We start from the raw sequence: 20,668 nt of genomic DNA on the forward strand, positions 1-20,668 counted from the left end.
TCATGGAACTGCGCCATCTCCAGCACTTCGTGGCGGTCGCCGAGGACCAGCACTTCACCCGGGCGGCCGAACGCCTGATGGTGTCCCAGTCGGGCCTGTCGGCGTCGATCCGGGCACTGGAACGGGAGTTGCAGACCCCTCTGTTCGTGCGGACCACCCGCCGGGTGACGCTCACCCCGGCCGGACGGGCGCTGCTGGGCGAGGCGGAACGGATCCTGGCGCAGGTGCGGGCGGCTCACGAGGCGGTGGCCGCGGTGCAGGGCGTGCTGCGCGGCATGCTGGCGCTCGGGTCCGAGCAGTGCATCGCCGGGGTGCATGTGGCGGGGCTGCTCGCGGCCTTCCGGCGGCAGCACCCGGACGTGGAGATCTGCCTGCGCCAGGCAGGGTCGGGCGCCCTCGCGGAGGAGGTCGCGGCCGGGCGCCTGGACCTGGCCTTCGCGGTACGCACGGCCGAGGAGGACATCGACCAGCTGCGGGTCGTACCGCTGACCAGCGAGCCGATGACCGTCCTGTGCCATCCGAGCCACCGGCTCGCGGCGGCCGGCGCCCCGGTCACTCCCGAGGAGCTGGGCGGCGAGGTCTTCGTCGACTTCCACCCGGACTGGGGGCCACGCCGCACCACCGACGCCGCGTTCGCCGCGGCCGGGGTCCGGCGGAGTGTCGCCCTGGAGGTGAACGACGTGCACAGCCTCCTGGACCTGGTGGACGAGGACCTCGGCATCGCCGTCGTACCGCGCCACTTCCGGCACAAGCGGCAGTCACTGACCGCACTGCCGGTGAAGGGCACCGGCGAGAGGGTCTACGAGACGGTCGCCCTGCTGCCGCGCGCGCAGGCGACGAGCCCGGCGGCCCGGGCGCTGATGGCGCTGCTGGAAACGGAAGGCACGTGACGCCCTGTTGCGCGATGGTGGAGCCATGCATGCCAAGGACATCCTCATCGACGGGTACAACCGCATCCAGGAAGAAGTCCACGCCGCCGTCGAGGGCCTCGACCCCGGCGACCTGCACGCCCGCCCCTCCGACGGCACCAACTCCATCGCCTGGCTGATCTGGCACCTCACCCGCGTCCAGGACGACCACATCGCCGACGCCTTCGAGCTCGACCAGGTGTGGCTGACGCAGGACTTCCAGAAGACCTTCGGGCTGGACCTGCCACGCCATGACACCGGGTACGGGCACACCCCCGCCAAGGTCGCCAAGGTGCGGGTCGACTCCGGTGACCTGCTGACCCGCTACTACGACGCCGTGCACGCCCAGACCCTCGGGGCGCTGCGCGAGGTGGCCGCCAAGGATCTTGAGCGCATCGTGGACGAGCGCTGGGATCCGCCGGTCAGCCTGGGCGTACGGCTGGTCAGCGTCCTGTCCGACGATCTCCAGCACGTCGGACAGGCCGCCTACCTCCGCGGGCTGCTGAAGAGCTCCTAGCCCGCGAGCCGCTTCACAGCGCGGCCGCGTACCCCGGCAGGACGACGTCCTCGATGAGGGCCTTGCGCTCGTCGAACGGGATGAACGCGCTCTTCAGGGCGTTCACCGTGACCGTGCGCAGGTCCTCGACCGTCCAGCCGGCCTCCTCGACCAGCAGGGACATCTCGCGCGTCATCGTCGTACCGGACACCAGACGGTTGTCGGTGTTGAGGGTGACGCGGAAGCCGAGCTCCTTCAGCGCGGTGATCGGGTGCTCGGCGATGGAGGTGGCGGGGCCGGTCTGGAGGTTGGAGGTCGGGCACATCTCCAGCGCGACACGGCGGTCGCGCACCCAGCCGGCGAGGCGGCCGAGCTTGCCGTCCACTATGTCGTCGGTGATGCGCACGCCGTGACCGATGCGCTGGGCGCCGCACACCTGGAGGGCCTGGTGGATGCTGGGCAGGCCGTGCGCCTCACCGGCGTGGATGGTGAACGGGACGCTCTCGCGGCGCAGGTGCTCGAAGGCGTCGAGGTGGTCGGCGGGCGGGAAGCCGTCCTCGGCGCCGGCGATGTCGAAGCCCACCACACCCGCGTCCCGGAAGGCCACGGCCAGGTCGGCAGCCTCGCGCACCCGGTCGAACATCCGCATCCCGCACAGCAGGGTGCCGACCCGCACCGGAGTACCGGCGGCCGCGGCCTTCGCCATGCCGGCGGCCAGGCCCTCCTGGACCGTCTCGACGACCTCGGCGAGGGCCAGCCCGCCGTTGGTGTTCAGCTCGGGGGCGTAGCGCACCTCGCCGTACACGACACCGTCGGCGGCCAGGTCGAGGACGTACTCCTCGGCGGTCCGCAGCAGGCCCTCGCGGGTCTGCATGACGGCCAGGGTGTGCTCGAAGGTGGCGATGTAGCGGACCAGGTCGCCGGAGTTCGCGGCCTCGAAGTACCAGGCGGCGAGCTCGTCCGGGTCGGTGGTGGGCAAGGTGTGGCCGACCGCCTCCGCGAGCTCCACCACGGTGGCGGGGCGCAGGCCGCCGTCGAGGTGGTCGTGCAGGACGGCCTTGGGGAGGCGGCGGATCACTTCGGCGTCTACGCGCGTAGCAGTCATGGCGGGTCTTTCCTTGAGCCTTGAGCGGGGTGGTGTTGGAGCGGCGGGGAGAAGGAGCGGGAGGCGGTTCAGCCGACGGGCTGGAGCAGGTCCCAGCGGTTGCCGTACAGATCCTGAAAGACGGCGACGGAGCCGTACGGCTCACGCCGGGGCTCCTCCAGGAAGGTCACGCCGGCGGCGAGCATCCGGGCGTGGTCCCGGGTGAAGTCGTCGGTGTGCAGGAAGAACCCGACGCGCCCGCCGGTCTGGTCACCGATCCGGGTGCGCTGCTGGTCGCCCTTGGCCCGGGCCAGCAGCAGACCGGTGCCCGCGTCGCCGGGCTGGACGACGACCCAGCGGGAGCCGTCCGGGCGCGGGGTGTCCTCGACGAGCCGGAAGCCGAGGGCTTCGGTGTAGTGGCGGATCGCCTCGTCGTAGTCGTCGACGACGAGGGTGACCAGGGCGATGCGTCTCATCGGGGCCTTCCAGGAGGTGCGATTGACGGGAGAGGTTATACGTAAAACCTGGCTGACGCCAGTCGCTGGAGGGACGGATGCCAGTCGCCCGAGGATCGACTGCTCCGATCCGCAGAGAATGGTGACTTTCTGGGCCGGGGCCCTGGCCTACGTGCCTGAGCCTCCGCCGGGCGGGCACGCCACGTGGCGTGCTTACTGGGCGGCGGTGGGGGTGGGGGTGCTCGAGGCGGAATTGCCAACCGGTGCCGGGGATGTTCCGGCATCGATCCTGCGGGACGAGGGACGAGGGCCGAGGGTGTGGTTCCAGCAGGTTCCGGAGCCGGAGGTCTCCAAGAACCGGTGGCACTTCGGCCTGAAGGTCGGCGGGGGCGTGACGTCCCACTGGACGTCCGCACGCAACGGGTCGAGGCTACGGTGCAACGGCTGGTCAAAACTGGTGCCACTGTGCTGCGGATCAAGGATGAGCCGGACGTGGGGCTCTACGCCGCCGCCATGCAGGACCCCAAGGGCAACGAATTCGACATCGCCTGAGGGCCGTTGCGACGGTTCTGGTCACAGCCACTCGTTCACGGCTGCGACCAGCGCAGTCGCCTGCCTCGTAGCGGACGGAGAGCTTGTCGTACCTCGTGGCCACTGCCCGGCGCCTTTTGCTGATTTCGGCGCTTCGAGGACCGTCCTCGTCGGCCGGACGCCCTCGGAGTTGGAGCAGCAGACGGTCTCTCGAGTTGAGAGCAGAGCACCTCGACGGCGGCCGCACGAGGCTCTGCCGCGCACGGCCGCCCTACGAGGTGTGCCGCATGGTGAGAAGGTCCACAGACCTCGACGTCAGACCTTCCGGATCCGGTCGGCGATCTCCGGCCTCGCCGCGAACCCGGCCGCCTTGTACGTCGCGACGCCGCCCACGTTGGAGCTCGGCGTGCACACGCGCACGCTCGACGAGCCCATCTCCCGCAGTGCGGCCGCCCCGGCGACGGTGATCGCCCGGCCATAGCCGCGGCCACGGTGGTCCGCATGGACGCCCATCGGCTCGACCAGTCCCGGCTTCCCCGGGCCGGCCGACCAGACCGTCACCACCGCCGTGTGGTTGCCCTGGTCGTCGTAAGCACCCAGGCATCGGGCGTCGGCGTAGAACGGTCCCGCGGACATCTCGTGCCGGTACTCGCGCGTGGGACTCGTGGTGTTGAACGCGGACCCCAGGACGTCGGCGAAGTCCTGTGCCTGCCCCAGGCCGATCGCCTTGATCCGCACGCCGGGGTCCTCCACCGCTTCGGCGAGGTCGCGGAAGAGCGGCGTCCACGGCTCGTCGACACCCCAGCCCTCCTTGGTCAACAGGTCGTGGAGCAGCAGGCCCCGCGGTGCCTCGATCGACACCGCTCCTTCCGGCAGCACGCCGCGCTCAGGCAGCGAGAAGTCCTCGACGAGCCGCCGCGCCAAGTCCTCGTCCTGGAAAGCGTCGGGAGCGACCGTCATCCGCACCAGCGTCGGCGAATCCAGCATCCCGACAGCGACGATCCGTCCGTTCCGGCTCCAGGTCCGGACCACCGCGGCCGTCTCGGCCGTTCCGAACCGGTAGTTCCAGCCGATGTCCCCGGAATGCAGTTGCATCGGCGCTTCGTCGTGCTGCCACTCCCGCAGCGCCGCCATAGCCTCGCGCACCCCGTCGGCCGCCGGCGTACTCAGCACAATCGTCATAGCCGGGAATCTGACACCCCGTCTCGGTGGCGTGCAACCGATTAACCCCGGTGAACACCGTCAGCCAGGCGCGTGCGTCGATCAGGTCGCGCACCTTGTGGCAGACGGCGACCGTCCCGCCTTCGCTCCCTTGGGCAACAACGGCACCAACACCGCCCACTGGGCATCCGTGAGATCTCCCCGCGCCATGAGCCACGATCATTCATCCCTCAAGATCCACTTTCGACACGCGGCCTAGGTCGCACGCCCGATCCGAGCCGGGACCCGGGCCCGATCCGCACCGCCCGCTCCCTCGGTACCGTCCCGGCCATGACGATCACCGAACCGCCCCGAGACCCCTCACAGCGCAAGCGCGATCTCCTGGCCCGGCTGGAGAAGGAGATGGACGTCTGGGTGGCCACGGCCGACACCGACGGGCTGCCCTGTCTGGTCCCGCTCTGGTTCGTGTGGGACGGCGAGTCCCTGTGGCTCGCGACGCGGCCGACCACGCCGACCGGCCGTAACCTGCGCGACGGCGGACGGGCCCGGCTGGCACTCGGCGACACGCTGGACGTCGTCCTCATCGACGGCGACGCGCAGGTGTACGCCGCCGAGGAGGTGCCGGGTGCCGCGGCCGAGGCGTTCCTCGCGAAGACGGGATGGGATCCCCGGGCGGACAGCCTGCCGTACGTGTACTTCCGGGTACGTCCGTGCACGGTCCAGGCACGGAACGGGGAGCACGAGATGCGCGGCCGGTACCTCATGCGGGACGGGGTGTGGAGGGTCTGAGCCGGGCGTACTGCCGCCCGACATTCTTTTCCCGCACGGGTGTTACCTGGGAGTAATCGCCGGTGGTTTGATGTGCGGCGCCACTCACCCCCCTCACCCTCAGGGAGCTCCAGTGACGCTCTTCGCACCGCGCCGCACCCCGGGCGCAGCCGTGCTCACCCTCGCGCTCGCCGCCACCGGGCTCGCCGCCACCGGGCTCGCGGGCACGGCCCCCGCCGCGACGGCCGCCGACCAGGCACCGCCGCTGCGGGTGCTGTCGTACAACTTCTTCCTCTTCAGCAAGAATGCCTAACCCCCCTGCGGACGGGGCCGGCACTGGGTGGGGCTCATCTCCGGGCCGAAGAAGGACGGGCAGGCCCCCGGAGATGAGGGTTCAGAGTGTTAGCCAGCCAGCCTGACCGCCGACGGCCGAGGCGGACGGCTGCTCATGCTCCAGCGGGCACGCGTCCACTACCCCTATCGGAATCATCTGCTGCGACGGGTGCTGCGGGCAGTATCGGCGCCCCCGGCCCTTATCCGTCAACCATTCAACCTCCGCAAGATCACGAGGAGTTGGAACGCGACTCCGGCCGCTGGCAGCCATGACACCTCTTCTACTCGGTGACGTCGTTGGGCGAGAGCGTGGGCGGGTCTCCGTCCGGCGGTGGCACAGGCCGCCACGTCCCGACGGTCCCAAGCTTGCTTCGCATGGCTGCCTCCCCTTCACGTGTTAGCCGACATCGGTCGAGGTCGGTCATCTCCTTGCGGGTGGCGCGCTCCCCCCTCCGCCCACACGCTTTGAAGGCACAAAGAGAGGGTGGCTGAATCGGGCGGAGAGGGACGGAGCGGGCAGGAGCCGCGAAGTGCCGACCTCACAGGCTCCTGCCGCCCCACCGCGAGCCGGCGCACGGGCGCCAGTCCGCGGGCTTAGGGGTGGGGTGCGGGGCAGACGTAGACCCCGCGAGGAGGGGCACCGACGGCCAACGGTCCGCCGTGCTGCTCATCGTCGCCATGCGGGTTCTTCGCGCACGTCACCACCACTGCAGACCAGTCGGCTCCCACTACGTCACGCTGGACGGTGATGAGCCTTTCCGGGAGTTTCGTCGTAGCCCCGCAGATGCTCGGGTCGCCACCCGGCACCGGCCCGTCGTCCGACACGCTGAAGTTCGTCTGACTGACGGTCCGGAACTTGTCGTGCCCGGGGTGGGCCTTCCGGTGCCACCACGCCCAGATGTCGGGCGCCAAGGGGTCGTCAGACCGTTGGATTTCAACGCACTTCGTGCACTCAACCCAAATGCGCGGGCGCAGTGCGTCGATGTCTTTGAGTGAGTGAATCAAGGGGAACGGATGCGATGTCACCGGCGCGCCTTCTTCCACGCATGCGGGTGGCGCCGGATCTCGACTGCAAGGTCTGTGGCATGCGACGGGTCATACGCCGGGCTACCCCGATCCATGGCCTGCTTCCACTGCTTCAGACACGCCCCACAGACGTCGCATCCGGACACTGGACGCGGCTCGTCCAACATCGAATGCGGAAGCTCGACCGGTTTCTCTTGCGTCGTCCGAGTCGCCATTCCTCCACCTCCGCCACCGACTTCGATAGCTAGAAGCTAGGTGCGCGGAGGGGGTGCGTTCCACGGAGTTCTATGAAGTTCTATGCGACTTCAGTCGAGCGAGTCAATCGCCGCGGAAATGAGGGACCTAGCCGGCGCCCCATAGACCGCAAGAGCCGTCATCTCTTCGAATGCATGGGTGTACTGAGCGACCTCGCCCGGCGTGTTGACAGTCACTGCTGCCGTCAGGAGCTCGACGTGAACGCGCTCCTCGTCGAAGACGGAGAACGTCTCCAGCGTCCACATGCTCCGCGGGCGTCCCGCGGGGACGACGCCGACGGACACGGCCGGCAGCGCCATGACGGAGAGCAGATAGCCCAGTTGCCCCGCCATCGTGGCGGAGTCGCCTACGACGTGGCGGAGGACGGACTCCTCCAGGAGGATCGCGAACCGGTGGTCGCCTTCGCGGATGATGTGGGATCGCTCGACTCGCGCGGTTGCTGCGTCGGCGACGTCGTCCGGCGTGCCGTGGACGCGCGCGATGCTCCCGAGGAGCGCGAATGCGTACTCGTACGTCTGGAGGAACCCGGGGATCACGGTGGAGCTGTAGACGCGGAACTGTCGCGTTCGCTCGTACAGCGGGATGCGGGACTCTTGCAGCCGTCGGAGCCCGGTGCGCTGGACACGTCGCCACTCCAGGTACATGGAGTCGGCTGTGCGGTTGGCTGCGAGGAGGTCCGGGATCCGGTCCTCTGCGCCGCACGCGAGGCACCACGCGCGGATGTCCTCGTCCGATGGCGGGGTCGTGGCACTCTGAAGGCGCGACAGCTTCCACGGTTGCCAGCCTGCGCGGGACGCAACCTCCCTACCCGACAGGCCGGCATCGCGCCGGATCTCGCGGAGTTGCTCCGCAATGGCTCGACGGGCGGCGTCGAGGGCTGTCGATGGGTAGGGAGACTGCATCGTCGACGGGTACTCAGATCCGGTAGTCAGCGTGCGGGATGGCGCGTTCCCAGACTGCTTCGAATGCCTCCGCGTGACGCTTCACGACACTGGGAGCGTCCTCCATGAAGTCTTCGACGAACCGGCCGTCACCGGCGAACAGACTGAACCGGATCAGCCGGTCGTCGAAGATCCACAGATCGTTACCCGGGAGCAGTAGGTCCACCGCATGTCTGCGCGGGAGCCACCGCACGTCTTCGCCAGCCGCAAGGTTCTGCGGCGTACACGAGTGCTCGTACCGGATGTACTCACTCGCCGGCTCCGAGACGACACGAGCACGACGCATCACGACACCACGGCTCACAGCGTCCGCCACAACGTCGTGGAATCCGTTCCACCATGACGAGCGGTCGTCGAGGTCGAAGCGGCGCCCGCTGAGCCACGCCGCGAAGTCCGCGTCTTCCTCCTCGACGCCGTACAAGTCCCGCGTCTCCAGGTGGACCGCGGAACGACGGCACCCGGCGAGCAACTCAGCGAACGGCGGAACCGTCTGCGGCATCGAGGGCCTCCCTGACCGGATCGAGGGGCTGTCCGATGGGTCGTGAGGCTGCCGCCCGGCGCCCACTGTCCACAGCAACGACCCACATAGGCGCGGAGCCACGAAGAAAGTAACAGGCTTGAACCGTCGGCAAGTTGAACAGGACCACCCAAATCAACCAGGTGGCATCGAGGCCCGGCACGGCTGGACATGCTGCCTCCGGTAGCGGAGCGCATCCGCCCTCCCGGGTGACCGCGTGTGCTCTGAACGGGGTGCACTCAGTGCGCCCTGCGCGATCGTGGCGCGGAGGGTGTCGAGTCTGGGGTCGCTCCATGCCCCGACGACCCCTCACCAGGAGGTCCGCGCCCCGATGCGCCGATTCCTCAAGGCCGCAGCCACAGCTCTCGCCACGGCGGCCTGCCTGACCGCCGCCGTCCCCGCCTCCGCCTCGCCCCCCACGCCCCACCCTGCCGCCACCGGCGCTCCTTCGTCTGCGCAATCGGCTACAACGCTGGGCGGCCCGGGCGACCTGGGCGGGGCCAGTGCCAGCCTGGCCTTGCTCGGCTCGGTACCCGACCCCGACCGCTCCCCGGCCGGGACCAACGACTTCACCTGCAAGCCCTCGGCCGCCCACCCCTACCCGGTGGTGCTGGTCCACGGCACCTTCGTCAACGCCTACACCGACTGGAGCGGGCTCGCCCCCGTGCTGAAGAACGCCGGCTACTGCGTCTTCGCCCTCAACTACGGTGAGGTCAAACCCCACGCCCTGGCCAAGGCAGTCGGCCCGGTCCCCGCCTCGGCCAAACAACTGGCCGCCTACGTCGACAAGGTGCTGGCCGCCACCGGCGCGAAGAAGGTCGACCTGGTCGGCCACTCCCAAGGCGGCGGACTGATGCCCCAGTGGTACCTGCGCTTCAACGGCGGCGCCAAGAAGGTGCACCAGCTGGTGGGCATCAACCCCAGCAGCCACGGCACCACCATGCTCGGCCTGATCCACCTCGTCGACGGAGTACTGGACGTGCTCGGCCACCTCGGCAAGCCGCTCGGCTACGACAGCCCCGCGGCCAAGGACCAGACAGTCGGCTCCCCGGTACTCCAGCAGCTGTACGCCAAAGGCGACACCGAACCCGGCGTCACCTACACCAACATCATCACCAAGACCGACATCATCGTCACCCCGTACACCAACCAGTACCTCACCGCCGGCCCCGGAGCCACCGTGCACAACATCCTGCTGCAGAACGTGTGCCCGCTCGACCTGACCGGCCACCTGGGCAGCTCCTACGACCCCAACGTGTACCAACTGGTCCTCAGCGCCCTCGACCCCGCCCACGCGGCGCCGGTGCGCTGCGCCCTGATGCCGCTTCCCGTCTGACGCCGATCGGTCGAAGGCCAGCAGACACGCTGCAGGTCTTCTCGGTGGGGCCCGTCAAACACCAGGCCCCACCGCGGCAGTTGATGCTACCGACACGGTGTGGCACGACCGCCGGGTCCTCCAGGTGCAGGTAGCGGCGGGTGGCACGGTGGGGACGAGCGGGACGACGGTGGAGAACATCCTCGGCCTCAGTCGGCGGGGCTGCGACCAGTGGCTGTCCGGCGTGTCATGAGCGGAGCCAGAGACGTACAACAGCAACGGACACGGTGCCGTGGAAGACGTACGCCCTCTTGTCAAAGCGCGTGGCGACGGCTCGGTAGGTCTTCAACCGGTTGATCAGGCGCTCGACCTCGTTCCTACGGGCATAGCGTGCCGGGTCAATACCGATGGGCCTGCCACCGCTACAGCCACGGCGTTGGCGATGGACCTGCTGGTCACGGCGTTCGGGGATGGTGTGGGCGAGTATCCGTACCAGACGCCAGTGGTGGGGCGGAGCAGGGACGGGTGGGACGCGACCGGCGTGGCGTACTCGGCGACGACGCCCGAGGACGGTGGGGTCACGGTCCTCAGCAAGTGGCCGGTGCTACGCAAGGAGCAGTACGTGTTCAAGGACGCGTGCGGGGCGGACTGGTGGTCCAACAAGGGTTTCGCGTATGTGGTGTTGAACGTGAACGGCGCCAAGGTGCATGTCGTCGGCACGCACGCCCAGTCGACCGACCCGGGCTGTGCCGCCGGTGAGGCCGCCGCGATGCGCAGCCGGCAGTTCAAGGCGATCGACGCGTTCCTGGACGCCAAGAACATCCCCGCGAGTGAACAGGTCCTGGTCGCCGGGGACTTGAACGTCGACTCGCGCACCGCCGAGTACGCCTCGATGCTCGCCGACGCAAGTCTGGTGGGCGCCGACGCGCGTACCGGGCACCCGTACTCCTTCGACACGCGGGACAACTCCATCGCCCGCGACCGCTACCCCGACGACCCGCGCGAGGACCTGGACCACGTCCTGCACCGCGCGGGTCACGCCCGTCCCACGCTCTGGAAGAACGAGGCCGTCAAGGAGCAGAGCGCGCCCTGGACGGTGACGAGCTGGGGCACCGACTTCACGTACGCGAATCTCTCGGACCACTATCCGTTGATCGGGTACGCGGGCTGAGCGATGAGCCGATGGCTGCGGCTCAACCGGTCTGCTGTCGCGCCGCGTTGAGCCGGGCCAGCTCGTCGTCGGTGAGGCGGAGGGCGCCCGCGGCCACGTTCTCGACCAGGTGGTCGGGGTTGCCGGTGCCGGGGATGGCGAGGAGGTGCGGCCCCTGGTGCAGGGTCCAGGCGATGCGCACCTGGGCGGGGCTCGCGTCGTGGGCCCGCGCCACGGCGAGCACCTCGTCGTCGTGGGCGGCGGTCGCGCCCCGCTCCCCCGTGTCGCCGGCCACAGCGTAGAACGGCACGAAGGCGATGCCCTGCTCGCCGCACAGGCGCAGGAGTTCGTCGGCCTCGGGGTCGGGCCGGTCGAGCGCGTACCGGTTCTGTACGCAGACCACGGGTGCGACGGCCTGGGCCTCGGCGAGGTGCCGGGGCTCCACGGCGGAGATGCCGAGGTGCCGGATCAGGCCCGCATCACGCAGCTCGGCCAGCGCGCCGAAGTGCTCGGCGACGGAGTCCTGTCCCATGCGGCGCAGGTATACGAGGTCCAGGTGGTCGCGGCCGAGCTGGCGCAGGTTCTCCTCGACGTGGCCGCGCAGTTGGTCGGGGCGGGCCGATGTGCCCCACTCCCCGTGGTAGTCGCGGTAGGGGCCGACCTTGGTGGCGATGACCAGGTCGTCGGGGTACGGCGCCAGCGCGGTGTTGATGAGTTCGTTGGCCGAGCGGAGCGCGGAGAAGTAGAAGGCGGCCGTGTCGATGTGGGTGACGCCGAGCTCGACGGCCTTGCGCAGTACGGCGATCGAGCGGCCCCGGTCGCTCGGCGTCCCGTGGTGGAAGGCGGCACTGCCCGTCAGCCGCATCGCGCCGAAGCCGACGCGGCTCACGGACAGGTCGCCGAGTTTCCAGGTGCCCGCGGCGTCCGCGGTGATCGTTTCGGAGGTCATCGGCGGAGTCTCGCACACGCCTCGGGCACCGGGGGGCGTCAGCAGTACAGGTTGCCGCCCGGGGAGACCCCGAGGATCTGTGTGAACTGCTGATAGGCGCTGACGCGGCTCTGCACCTGCGCCGGGTTCTTGCCGTCGCACTCCAGGGAGCCGTTGATGCTGCGGATCGTCTGGCCGAAGCCGGCCTGGTTGACCATGGCGTTGTGGGGGGTCATGGTGCCGGGGCCGTTCTGGGTGTTCCAGTACCACAGGCCGGTCTTCCAGGCGACGGCCGCCTCGTTCTGCACCCGCCAGGGGTTGTTGAGCAGATCGATGCCGAGGGCGTCGCCGGCTGCCTTGTAGTTGAAGTTCCAGCTGAGCTGGATGGGGCCGCGACCGTAGTAGGCGGCCTGGCCGGCGGGGCAGCCGTACGGCTGGCTCCAGTCACAGTAGTGGGGGTAGTTGGCCTGGTTCTGCTCGACGATGTGGACCAGGCCGCCGGTCTCGTGGTTGACGTTGGCGAGGAAGGCGGCCGCCTCCTGCTTCTTCACCGTGTCGCTGCCGGTGTTGGCGAAGCCGGGGTAGGCGCTGAGGGCAGCGGTGAGACCGCTGTACGTGTAGAACGAATTCCGGTTCGGGAACATCTGGTTGAACTGCGACTCGCTCACCACGAAACCGGCGGCGGACGCGCTCGGGGCCGGCTGGAGCAGCAGCGCGGCGCTGCCCAGGGCGAGTGAGGACAGAAGTGCGGCTATGCGGCGCCTCGACACGGGATCAACTCCTTTGCGGAGCACGGCCGCACCCGGACAAGGGCAGGGCGAAGCAGAGCCTTGCCGCGCACGCGCCGACCGTGTCGGCCACGGCGTGGGGGCGGCCGTGGTGGGGGGTGTGAAGACACACTCAACCGCTTTGGTCTGTACCAGTCAATGGTCCGGACTAATCAACTCGGAAAGTTGGCTGAGGGAGTTGACCATCCATGGGAGTTGACTGAGGGAGTTCACAAGGCGCCGGTCATCGCCCTGCTCGGCCCGCGTACGCGCGGACATCGGCGTCTGGGTCGTGCACCGCGGTGGCCAGTGCGGTGCGGGCGCCGTCGTGCGCGGTGTGGCGCAACAGAGCGAGTACGGCTGCCTTGCGCACATCGGCGTCGGTGTCCCGCAGCACTTCGGCGAGGGCGGGCACGCCGTGGTCCGGTGCGGCCCCGCCGAGGGCGGTCGCGGCGCCCGCGCGGACTTGCCAGGCCGGGTCGGCGAGCGCCGCCGTCACGGTGGTGAGGAGGGCGTCGGGGACGCCGAGGACACCCAGGGATTCCAGGGCCGCGGCACGCACCAGGACGTCGGGATCGCCGATCAGGCGGTGCAGGGCGGTCGGCGTGCCTTCGTCCGCCTCGGCCGTACGGTCCCGTTCGAGGTGCGCGGCCAGGGCGGCGAACCCGCGCGCCACGGCGACCCGTACTTCGCGCGCCGCGTCCCCCGCCCCTTCCGACAGGGCGTCGACGGCGTCCACCGAGACCAGGGCGCGTACGGCGGCCAGGCGCACCTCGACGTCCGGGTCGGCCAAGCGCCCGGCGAACAGTGCGGAGTCCCCGAGGCGCAGGGCGCGCAGCACGTCCAGGGCCGCGCTACGGGCCGTAGGATCCGCTGCCGTCAGGGCGGCTACCAGCGGGGCGCGCAACTCCGGCTCCGCCGTGAGGACTTCGGCCAGCTCGCGCAGCGAGGCAGCGGCCGCGGCCCGCACCTGTCCGTCGCCGTCGGTCAGGGCGGAGGCCAGTGCGGGGCCCGTGCCGGGCGGGGCCGTCTCGGTCATTGCCTTCACGGCAGCGAGACGTACGGCGGCGTCCGGGTCCTTCAGGTAGGGCTCCAGGGCCTGGAGGTCGGGTTCTTCCTCGGTGAGCGCGACGAGTTCGAGGAGCCGCTCCCGGGTGGCTTCCGAGGCTCCGTGCGTCGGGCCCGTGGACTCGGCCGCACCGCCCGGGTCCGCACCGCCCGGCTCCGCGGCGGCCCCCGCCGGCGGTGCCTCCCGGCGCCCGGCCGTGGCCGTGGCCGTCGGCAGCGGATGCACCTCGCCCAGGTGGCGGGCGGGCCCGCCGGTGGGGGTGAACTCGGGTACGGGGACGAGGTAGGGGTCGACGGGGCGCGCCGTGAACTCCATCGCCCCGGTCGGGCCCTTGCGCAGGTCGAGATGGTGCAGCCAGGTCGAGTCGTCCCGCTGGGGGTGGTCGAGGCGCTCGTGGTACAGACCCCAGCGGGACTCGGTGCGGGCGAGGGACGACCGGGCCGCCATCTCCGCGCAGTCACGGATGAACGTGACCTCGGCGCACCGCATCAGTTCGTGCGCGGTCCGCGCCCCCATGCCGGCGATCTCGTCCCGCATCCGCTCGAAGTGCTCCAGCGCCAGGGAGAGCCGGGCGCCGGTCTTGGGCGGGGCGACGTAGTCGTTGACGAAGCGGCGCAGCTTGTACTCGACCTGGGGTTGCGTGGGGCCGTCGGGGTTGCGCAGCGGCTGGTAGATCAGCTCGTGGGCGGCTACGAGCTGGTCGCGCGGCAACTCGCCCTCGTACGCCCGGTACTGCGCGGCGTCCTCGCCCGCCAGGTCGCCGAAGACGAACGCCCCGATCATGTAGTTGTGCGGGACGCAGGCCAGGTCGCCCGCCGCGTACAGGCCGGGGACGGTGGTGCGGGCGTGGTCGTCGACCCGTACCCCCGAGGCGGAGTGCCCGCCGCACAGGCCGATCTCGGAGATGTGCATCTCCACGTCGTGGGTGCGGTAGTCGTGGCCGCGACCGGAGTGGAAGGTGCCGCGGGTGGGGCGCTCGGTGGTGTGCAGGATGGACTCCAGGGCCGAGATGGACTCCTCGGGCAGATGGCTGAGCTTGAGGTAGACCGGGCCGCGGTCGGAGGCGACCTCGGCGGCGAACTCCGCCATCATCTGCCCGGACCAGTAGTCGGAGTCGACGAACCGCTGCCCGTGCCGGTTGACCTGGTAGCCGCCGAACGGATTGGCGACATAGGCGCAGGCCGGGCCGTTGTAGTCCTTGATGAGCGGGTTGATCTGGAAGCACTCGATGCCGGTGAGTTCGGCACCCGCGTGGTACGCCATCGCGTAGCCGTCGCCCGCGTTGGTCGGGTTCTCGTACGTGCCGTACAGATAGCCGCTCGCGGGGAGCCCCAGCCGGCCGCAGGCACCGGTCGCCAGGATCACCGCGCCCGCCCGTACGGCGACGAAGGCGCCCGTTCGGGTGTGGAAGGCGGCGGCACCGACCGCCCTGCCGCCCGCCGTCAGGACCCGCACCGGCATCAGCCGGTTCTCGATACGGATCCGCTCGCGCATCTCCCGCCTGCGCAACTGCCGGTAGAGGACCTTCTTGACGTCCTTGCCCTCGGGCATCGGCAGCACGTACGAGCCCGAGCGGTGCACCTGGCGGACCGCGTACTCGCCGTGCTCGTCCTTCTCGAACTTCACCCCGTACGACTCCAGGCGCTGCACCATGCCGAAGCCCCGGGTGGCCGTCTGACGGACCGTCGACTGGTCGACGATGCCGTCGTTGGCGCGGGTGATCTCGGCGACGTAGTCGTCGGGCTCGGCGCGGCCGGGGATGACGGCGTTGTTGACACCGTCCATGCCCATGGCGAGCGCCCCGGAGTGCCGTACGTGGGCCTTCTCCAGCAGCAGCACGGAGGCACCGCGCTCGGCGGCGGTCAGCGCCGCCATGGTGCCGGCGGTGCCGCCGCCGATCACCAGGACGTCGCAGCTCAGCTCCTCGGCCGAGTCGAGGTCGGGGATCTGCGTCAGGAGCGCGGGGGTCATGGCAGGGGTGCCTTTCAGGGCGGGCGGGGCGGCCGAGGGATGCTTGGAGGTACGGGCCGGAGAGGCTCGGTCGTACGGCCCGGGGCTCGGGCACATGGAACTGGCCTCATGGGACTCGGGCTGTGCCAGGGCCGAGCGGCTCTCAGGACGTGCGGGGGCCGAGGGATTCGAGGATGTCGTGGCGCAGGGCGACGGTCGCGGGGTCGGTGCGGGCGTCGCGGTCGCGGGGGTGCGGCACCGTTCGGATGCCGGTGAGGCCGCCCGCGCCGAGCAGGGCGACCCGGTCGCCGAGGAACAGGGCCTCGTCCACGTCGTGGGTGACGAAGACGACGGTGGCGCCTGTCCCGCGCAGCACCTCCACCAGCAACTGCTGCATGCCGGCCCGGGTCTGGGCGTCCAGGGCGCCGAACGGCTCGTCCATCAGGACGGCCCGGGGCTGCCCGGCGAGGGCACGGGCGAGCTGGATCCGCTGCCGCTGGCCTCCGGAGAGGCGGTGCGGCAACTGGCGCTCCAGGCCGGCCAGTCCGACCCGTTCCAGCCACTGCTCGGCCCTGGCCCTGCGCTCGGCGCGGCCCAGCCCCCTGATGGCCAGCGGCAGTTCGACGTTGGCGCGGGCCGTGCGCCACGGCAGCAGCGCGTCCTCCTGGAAGACCAGTGCCCGGTCCGCGCCGGGGCCCGTGAGGGGCTGCCCGTCCTGGGTGACCTGTCCGGCGAGCGCGGGCAGCAGCCCGGCCAGTGTCCGCAGCAGGGTCGACTTGCCGCATCCGGAGGGGCCGACGACGGTCAGGAGCTCGCCGGGGGCGGCTTCGAGATCCACCCCGTGCAGCACGGCGGCGCCCGGCCGTCCGAGTCCCGCATCACTGAGGCCGATCCGTGCCCCGGGGGCGGGCAGGTCGGTCCGTGAGGCGGTGGTGGGGATGTCCGTTTCGGTGCTCATGACGTGGCACTCCCCTCGCGCCGCGGCAGCCAGTGCGTCAGCCGGCGTCCGAGGAACTCCACCACGGTGGAGGTGAGCCAGCCCAGCAGGCCGATGCTGACGATGCCGGTGAACACGCCCGGGTAGTCGATGACGGTGTAGTCCTGCCAGGTGCGGTAGCCGATTCCGTACTCGCCGGAGATCATCTCCGCGGAGATCACACAGATCCACGCGACGCCGATCCCGACCGACAGCCCGCCGAAGATCCCGGGCAGCGCGCCGGGGAGCACCACCGAGGAGAGCACCCGCCACCGTCCGCCGCCCATGGTGAGCACTGCCTCCTCCCACACCGGTGCCAGTGCGCGCACCGCGTGCCGGGTGGCGACCAGCACCGGGAAGAAGGCGGCGGTGCAGGTGATGAAGACGATGCCCTGCTCGTTGCTGGGGAAGAGCAGGATCGCCACCGGCACCAGTGCGATGGCGGGGACGGGCCGCAGCACCTCCAGCACCGGCCCGATCAGATCGGCGGCCCAGCGGGAGCGGCCGACGGCCACGCCCGCCGCGACGCCGAGCACCGCCGCGAGCAGGAAGCCGGTGACGATCCTGCGCAGACTGTCGGTCACGTCGTGCCAGTACGCGCCGTCACCGAGTCGCTGCCCGAACTCACGGGCCACGTCGGTGACGGACGGGAACTGGTCGAAGCGCAGCCACAGTTGGACGTCGAGGGTGGTGAGCAGCTGCCACAGTCCGAGCGCCGCGAGCAGTGACAGGGCGCGTACGACGGGCCGCAGGCGGGCCGCGCGCCGAGCGGGTGCCGGCCGCGCGGACGCCTTCGTGGCCGCCGGGGCGGTCACCGTGGTCATGACGCGTGCTCCAGTGCGGTGGCGTAGGAGACGGTACGGGCGCCGGGGTGCGCCTGGGTGTACGCGCGGGCGGCGGAGGCGGTGACGAAGGGATGCAGTTCCTTGCCGTCCTGCACCCAGACGGCCCGGTCCGCGAACCAGCGGGTGCCGGTGGTGGCGTCCGGGACGTATGCGGCCCGTACCTGGTTCTTGTGTCCGGCGACGAAGGTCAGCAGTGCGGTGGGCGACTCGAAGGGGCGGGTGCGGTCCTCACCGGTGAGCCACACCTCGCTGCGCGAGGCCCCGGGGGTGGCGGCGAGCCGCTCGGCGTACTCCTTCCCGTACACGCGCTTGATCGGGCCGTCGTCGACGAACGCGTCCACGTCGACGTCGTCGACGAGTTCCGCCGTGCGCAGCACCGAGACGTCCTTCTTCAGCGCGGAGACGAGCTGTGGCTTGAGGGCCGGGTCGAAGGTGGCGATGCCGCCGCTGCCGTTGTAGAGGTAGACGACCTCCGGGGGCAGTCCGGTGGCCTTGGCGACCTTCTCGGCGGCCTGCACGGGGTGTTCGTTCAGGTAGCGGGTCGCCTCGATCTGCGCGGTGAGGAAGGCGTCGAGCACCTTCGGCCGCTGCTCGGCGAAGTCCTCGCGGACCGTCACTCCGTGGAAGGTGGGCAGGTTCAGTTCCGCACCGTCGTACAGCGCCTTCGCCTTGTCCTGGAAGACGAGCAGCCCCGGCCAGGCGACGAACTGCGACAGGGCGTCCGCGCTGCCCGCCTGGAGAGCCGAAGCACCCACCGCTGGCTGCTGGTTGAGCTTCCTGACGTCCTTCACCGGGTCGAGCCCGGCGCGCTGCAGCGCCCGTACGAGAGTCCCGTCCGCCGCGGATCCGACGCTGGTGGACACCTTCTTGCCCCGCAGGTCCTTCAGCGAGCCGAGCTTCGACTGCGGCGCCGTCACCACGGTGTTGAGGGCGCCGCGCAGGTTGTAGCCGGTGACCGACACGAGCCGGGTCGGGCGGTTCAGCTGCTTGCCGCGGGCGGCGTTGATGAGCAGCGGGAAGTCACCCATCGACCCGATGTCGATCTTCCCCGCCGTCATCTGCGCCGTGATGGGCGCGCCCGTGGCGTAGTCCTGCCACTCGACCTTGTAGGAGACACCGTCCCGTTCGCCCTGCGCGGCGAGCGCGCGCTCGAAGTAGCCGAGCGAGCGCAGCAGGGTGCCGGCGGTGACGGTGTTGATGGTCTTGGACTGGTAGCCCACGGTGACGGTGACGTGCGTGCCGTCGCCTGCCGACGCGTCGCCGCCGCAGCCGGTGACGAGCGTGCTGACCAGGGCGGTCGCGAGCAGGACGGCAGGAGTGGTGCGTTTACGTGTCATCGGGAGTGGGCCTTTCACCGCAGCAGGTAGGGCATGTTGACCGTGACGGCCCCGGTGGGGCAGCGGGCGGCGCAGGGGCCGCAGTACCAGCACTCGTCGACGTGCATGTACGCCTTGCCGCTGTCCGGGTTGATCGCCAGGGAGTCCAGCGGACACATGTCGACACAGAGCGTGCAGCCGTCGATGCACTTCGACTCGTCGACGGTCACGGGCACGTCGGCCCGCTGGGGCACCAAGGGCATGGCTGTCTCCAGTGAGGTACTGCGAAGGGTGAGGTGCTACGAAGGGTGAGCGGTGCTGCGTGGGGTCAGGTGACGCCTGCCGGGCGTTCAGACGGAGCGGCGCAGCAGTCCGCTCATCGCGATCCGGTCCCCGCGGAACCGGATGAACTCCAGATCCACGGGCCTGCCGTCACACAGGTGGGTGAGGCGCTCCAGCATCAGTACGGCGGTGCCGCGCGGTGCCTGGAGCACGGTGGCGGAGTGCGCGTCGGCGTTGACGGCCTCCAGGGTGATCTCCGCGTGCCCGAGCGGCTGCCCGGTGGTCTGCTCCAGCAGCCGGAAGACGTCGGTGTTCTCCAGGTCGGCGCCGATCAGCTCGCCGCCGATGTCCAGGGGCAGGTAGGTGAGGTCGAGGGAGAGCGGCAGTCCGTTCAGCTTGCGCAGCCGCTCGATGTAGAGCACGTCGGTGCCGGTGGGCAGCCGCAGCCGCTCGGCCACGGGTGCGGGCGCGGCGACGGGCCCCATGGTGCGTACCTCGTTGGTGACCCGGCCGTGTTCTCGCAGGGTCTCCGCGAGTCCCATCAGCCGGTCGAGGCCGTGCGAGTACTTCTCGGCTACGACGACGGTGCCGACTCCGGGCAGCCGCTCCACGAGCTGCTCGGCGCGCAGCAGGTCCAGTGCGTGCCGGACGGTGTTGCGTGACACCTGGTAGTCGGCGGCGAGGACGTCCTCGTGGGGCAGCGCGCCCCCGGGAAATCCCCCGGTCAGCACCAGGTGCCGCAGCAGGTCCGCGAGCTGCCGCGCCCGGTCCGCACGCAGCCGTCGGCGGCGGGCGGCGGCGAGCGGCGCGGTGTGCTCGCGGGTTCGTTCGGCTGGCATGCGGTGACCATACCGACGCCGCCCGCTCAGTGGTGTTGCTGAATCATTGCGCCACCTGAGTCACCCTCACCATGCCGCTGACCTGCAACTTTCTGGCACATGAGACCAGTTTCGCCACTACGCCCGCCGCACGGCCGACGTCAGGTGGCGCTCTGCGTCGGCGCTTGCTCCAGCGTGTCGACCAGTCGCGCGAGCAGACCGTGCAGCAGTTCCTCGTCGCCCTCGCTCAGCACCGGCAGGCCCCCGCGGACCTCGCGGCCGATCCGCCGCCAGTAGGTCTCGCCGCGCGGCGTGAGGTGGGCGAGGATGCGGCGCCGGTCCAGCGGATCGACGCGGCGGTACACGAGGTTCTGGTCGACGAGGTGGTCGACCAGCTTGGTGAGCGTCGCCGGCGGCAGGAAGGCCGCTTCGGCCACCGCCGTCATGTAGTGGCCCTCGCCGTCGGAGAGCAGGGAGAGCACCCGCCAGGCGTCGAGCGAGCAGCCGTGCTCGTCGAGCACGCTCTGCAACCGGCGCGCGGCCAGTCGTTCGGCGCGCGTCAACAACTGCATCAGATCCTGGGGCTGACGTGGAGATGGGGTGGACATCCTGCTCCCTGGGTCCCGGGGTGCCGTCAATCGTACAAGCGCCGCTTGCCCACCTGGGTCGGCCACATCGTCGGCGTGTCCACAACCGACCGTCGACGCCCATTACTTCCACACCGCCCGACCCACGAGACGGACTGGAGTTCACCGTGCGGACCCGGAATCATGACCG

General features: G+C 70.4%; 19 protein-coding genes and 3 pseudogenes. 7 read left to right on the top strand and 15 right to left on the bottom strand.

Features of this window, described 5'->3' with window-relative positions; genetic code table 11:
• The first annotated feature begins 2 nt into the window (after positions 1-2).
• Positions 3-890 carry a LysR substrate-binding domain-containing protein gene (locus tag AB5J49_RS01625; protein WP_369166653.1) on the top strand — a complete coding sequence of 296 codons (888 nt, stop codon included), beginning with the start codon at positions 3-5 and terminating at the stop codon, positions 888-890.
• Between the two features lie 25 nt (positions 891-915).
• A complete protein-coding gene (locus tag AB5J49_RS01630) occupies positions 916-1,425 on the top strand; it encodes a DUF664 domain-containing protein (protein WP_369166655.1) in 510 nt (169 codons plus the stop codon).
• A gap of 13 nt (positions 1,426-1,438) precedes the next feature.
• Here AB5J49_RS01630 and AB5J49_RS01635 read toward each other — a convergent pair whose 3' ends face one another.
• Positions 1,439-2,509, bottom strand: a complete 1,071-nt coding sequence (locus AB5J49_RS01635) for an adenosine deaminase (RefSeq protein WP_369166656.1) — start codon at positions 2,507-2,509, stop codon at positions 1,439-1,441.
• Between the two features lie 68 nt (positions 2,510-2,577).
• Positions 2,578-2,964: a VOC family protein gene (locus AB5J49_RS01640; protein ID WP_369166658.1), complete on the bottom strand. Its 387-nt coding sequence runs from the start codon at positions 2,962-2,964 to the stop codon at positions 2,578-2,580.
• A gap of 118 nt (positions 2,965-3,082) precedes the next feature.
• Between AB5J49_RS01640 and AB5J49_RS01645 the strand changes: the two are divergent.
• Positions 3,083-3,495, top strand: a pseudogene (locus AB5J49_RS01645) (VOC family protein).
• A gap of 294 nt (positions 3,496-3,789) precedes the next feature.
• Here the strand turns inward: AB5J49_RS01645 and AB5J49_RS01650 are convergent.
• Positions 3,790-4,656 carry a GNAT family N-acetyltransferase gene (locus AB5J49_RS01650; RefSeq protein WP_369166659.1) on the bottom strand — a complete coding sequence of 289 codons (867 nt, stop codon included), beginning with the start codon at positions 4,654-4,656 and terminating at the stop codon, positions 3,790-3,792.
• A gap of 309 nt (positions 4,657-4,965) precedes the next feature.
• On the opposite strand from AB5J49_RS01650, the gene AB5J49_RS01655 reads away from it, so the two are divergent.
• Together AB5J49_RS01655 and AB5J49_RS01660 are read left to right on the top strand one after the other, a co-directional pair.
• Entirely contained in the window at positions 4,966-5,424 is a 459-nt protein-coding gene (locus AB5J49_RS01655; RefSeq protein ID WP_369166660.1) for a pyridoxamine 5'-phosphate oxidase family protein, read from the top strand.
• Between the two features lie 112 nt (positions 5,425-5,536).
• Complete coding sequence (locus AB5J49_RS01660; RefSeq protein WP_369166661.1) at positions 5,537-5,716, top strand: hypothetical protein; 180 nt, start codon at positions 5,537-5,539, stop codon at positions 5,714-5,716.
• A 1,351-nt stretch (positions 5,717-7,067) separates the two neighbouring features.
• Here the strand turns inward: AB5J49_RS01660 and AB5J49_RS01665 are convergent.
• Both AB5J49_RS01665 and AB5J49_RS01670 read right to left on the bottom strand, forming a co-directional pair.
• Complete coding sequence (locus AB5J49_RS01665; RefSeq protein WP_369166662.1) at positions 7,068-7,919, bottom strand: helix-turn-helix domain-containing protein; 852 nt, start codon at positions 7,917-7,919, stop codon at positions 7,068-7,070.
• Positions 7,920-7,932: 13 nt separating this feature from the next.
• The gene (locus AB5J49_RS01670) at positions 7,933-8,457 is read right to left on the bottom strand and encodes a DUF6879 family protein (RefSeq protein ID WP_369166663.1); all 525 of its coding nucleotides are present in this window, start codon (positions 8,455-8,457) and stop codon (positions 7,933-7,935) included.
• Positions 8,458-8,806: 349 nt separating this feature from the next.
• Here AB5J49_RS01670 and AB5J49_RS01675 point away from each other — a divergent pair, with 349 nt between their 5' ends.
• A complete protein-coding gene (locus tag AB5J49_RS01675; protein WP_369166664.1) occupies positions 8,807-9,811 on the top strand; it encodes an esterase/lipase family protein in 1,005 nt (334 codons plus the stop codon).
• Positions 9,812-10,037: 226 nt separating this feature from the next.
• Here the strand turns inward: AB5J49_RS01675 and AB5J49_RS01680 are convergent.
• Positions 10,038-10,280 (bottom strand): annotated as a pseudogene (locus tag AB5J49_RS01680) (IS5/IS1182 family transposase); the annotation flags it as partial.
• On the opposite strand from AB5J49_RS01680, the pseudogene AB5J49_RS01685 reads away from it, so the two are divergent.
• A pseudogene (locus tag AB5J49_RS01685) lies at positions 10,272-10,961 on the top strand (endonuclease/exonuclease/phosphatase family protein); the annotation flags it as partial. The pseudogenes AB5J49_RS01680 and AB5J49_RS01685 sit on opposite strands and share 9 nt — an antisense overlap.
• 22 nt (positions 10,962-10,983) lie before the next feature.
• Here the strand turns inward: AB5J49_RS01685 and AB5J49_RS01690 are convergent.
• The 9 genes from AB5J49_RS01690 to AB5J49_RS01730 all read right to left on the bottom strand — a co-directional run bounded on the left by AB5J49_RS01690 (position 10,984) and on the right by AB5J49_RS01730 (position 20,499).
• Positions 10,984-11,889 (bottom strand): aldo/keto reductase, encoded by a 906-nt coding sequence (locus AB5J49_RS01690; protein ID WP_369166665.1) that lies wholly within the window; start codon positions 11,887-11,889, stop codon positions 10,984-10,986.
• Between the two features lie 38 nt (positions 11,890-11,927).
• The gene (locus AB5J49_RS01695; protein WP_369166666.1) at positions 11,928-12,638 is read right to left on the bottom strand and encodes a chitinase; all 711 of its coding nucleotides are present in this window, start codon (positions 12,636-12,638) and stop codon (positions 11,928-11,930) included.
• 241 nt (positions 12,639-12,879) lie between these two features.
• Positions 12,880-15,675 (bottom strand): fumarate reductase/succinate dehydrogenase flavoprotein subunit, encoded by a 2,796-nt coding sequence (locus AB5J49_RS01700; RefSeq protein WP_369166667.1) that lies wholly within the window; start codon positions 15,673-15,675, stop codon positions 12,880-12,882.
• A 142-nt stretch (positions 15,676-15,817) separates the two neighbouring features.
• Positions 15,818-16,612 carry an ABC transporter ATP-binding protein gene (locus tag AB5J49_RS01705; protein ID WP_369166668.1) on the bottom strand — a complete coding sequence of 265 codons (795 nt, stop codon included), beginning with the start codon at positions 16,610-16,612 and terminating at the stop codon, positions 15,818-15,820.
• Positions 16,609-17,454, bottom strand: coding sequence for an ABC transporter permease (locus AB5J49_RS01710; protein WP_369166669.1), 846 nt, complete (start codon positions 17,452-17,454; stop codon positions 16,609-16,611). The genes AB5J49_RS01705 and AB5J49_RS01710 overlap by 4 nt, the downstream gene beginning before the upstream one ends.
• Positions 17,451-18,812: an ABC transporter substrate-binding protein gene (locus tag AB5J49_RS01715; RefSeq protein ID WP_369166670.1), complete on the bottom strand. Its 1,362-nt coding sequence runs from the start codon at positions 18,810-18,812 to the stop codon at positions 17,451-17,453. Before AB5J49_RS01715 ends, AB5J49_RS01710 begins: the two co-directional genes overlap by 4 nt.
• A gap of 14 nt (positions 18,813-18,826) precedes the next feature.
• Positions 18,827-19,054, bottom strand: a complete 228-nt coding sequence (locus AB5J49_RS01720) for a ferredoxin family protein (RefSeq protein ID WP_031480193.1) — start codon at positions 19,052-19,054, stop codon at positions 18,827-18,829.
• Between the two features lie 87 nt (positions 19,055-19,141).
• Complete coding sequence (locus AB5J49_RS01725; RefSeq protein ID WP_369166671.1) at positions 19,142-19,912, bottom strand: GntR family transcriptional regulator; 771 nt, start codon at positions 19,910-19,912, stop codon at positions 19,142-19,144.
• 140 nt (positions 19,913-20,052) lie between these two features.
• Positions 20,053-20,499, bottom strand: a complete 447-nt coding sequence (locus AB5J49_RS01730) for a MarR family winged helix-turn-helix transcriptional regulator (protein ID WP_369166672.1) — start codon at positions 20,497-20,499, stop codon at positions 20,053-20,055.
• Positions 20,500-20,668: the final 169 nt, after the last annotated feature.

The organism is Streptomyces sp. R28, assembly GCF_041052385.1.
Lineage (GTDB): Bacteria > Actinomycetota > Actinomycetes > Streptomycetales > Streptomycetaceae > Streptomyces.

What these genes read in the sequence shown, in the direction of transcription:
- AB5J49_RS01690 (WP_369166665.1), bottom strand. Translation starts at nt 11,889, where the DNA reads ATGACCTCCGAAACGATCACCGCGGACGCCGCGGGCACCTGGAAACTC.
- AB5J49_RS01655 (WP_369166660.1), top strand. Translation starts at nt 4,966, where the DNA reads ATGACGATCACCGAACCGCCCCGAGACCCCTCACAGCGCAAGCGCGAT.
- AB5J49_RS01715 (WP_369166670.1), bottom strand. Translation starts at nt 18,812, where the DNA reads ATGACACGTAAACGCACCACTCCTGCCGTCCTGCTCGCGACCGCCCTG.
- AB5J49_RS01670 (WP_369166663.1), bottom strand. Translation starts at nt 8,457, where the DNA reads ATGCCGCAGACGGTTCCGCCGTTCGCTGAGTTGCTCGCCGGGTGCCGT.
- AB5J49_RS01700 (WP_369166667.1), bottom strand. Translation starts at nt 15,675, where the DNA reads ATGACCCCCGCGCTCCTGACGCAGATCCCCGACCTCGACTCGGCCGAG.
- AB5J49_RS01635 (WP_369166656.1), bottom strand. Translation starts at nt 2,509, where the DNA reads ATGACTGCTACGCGCGTAGACGCCGAAGTGATCCGCCGCCTCCCCAAG.
- AB5J49_RS01730 (WP_369166672.1), bottom strand. Translation starts at nt 20,499, where the DNA reads ATGTCCACCCCATCTCCACGTCAGCCCCAGGATCTGATGCAGTTGTTG.
- AB5J49_RS01720 (WP_031480193.1), bottom strand. Translation starts at nt 19,054, where the DNA reads ATGCCCTTGGTGCCCCAGCGGGCCGACGTGCCCGTGACCGTCGACGAG.
- AB5J49_RS01710 (WP_369166669.1), bottom strand. Translation starts at nt 17,454, where the DNA reads ATGACCACGGTGACCGCCCCGGCGGCCACGAAGGCGTCCGCGCGGCCG.
- AB5J49_RS01630 (WP_369166655.1), top strand. Translation starts at nt 916, where the DNA reads ATGCATGCCAAGGACATCCTCATCGACGGGTACAACCGCATCCAGGAA.
- AB5J49_RS01725 (WP_369166671.1), bottom strand. Translation starts at nt 19,912, where the DNA reads ATGCCAGCCGAACGAACCCGCGAGCACACCGCGCCGCTCGCCGCCGCC.
- AB5J49_RS01650 (WP_369166659.1), bottom strand. Translation starts at nt 4,656, where the DNA reads ATGACGATTGTGCTGAGTACGCCGGCGGCCGACGGGGTGCGCGAGGCT.
- AB5J49_RS01705 (WP_369166668.1), bottom strand. Translation starts at nt 16,612, where the DNA reads ATGAGCACCGAAACGGACATCCCCACCACCGCCTCACGGACCGACCTG.
- AB5J49_RS01640 (WP_369166658.1), bottom strand. Translation starts at nt 2,964, where the DNA reads ATGAGACGCATCGCCCTGGTCACCCTCGTCGTCGACGACTACGACGAG.
- AB5J49_RS01665 (WP_369166662.1), bottom strand. Translation starts at nt 7,919, where the DNA reads ATGCAGTCTCCCTACCCATCGACAGCCCTCGACGCCGCCCGTCGAGCC.
- AB5J49_RS01625 (WP_369166653.1), top strand. Translation starts at nt 3, where the DNA reads ATGGAACTGCGCCATCTCCAGCACTTCGTGGCGGTCGCCGAGGACCAG.
- AB5J49_RS01675 (WP_369166664.1), top strand. Translation starts at nt 8,807, where the DNA reads ATGCGCCGATTCCTCAAGGCCGCAGCCACAGCTCTCGCCACGGCGGCC.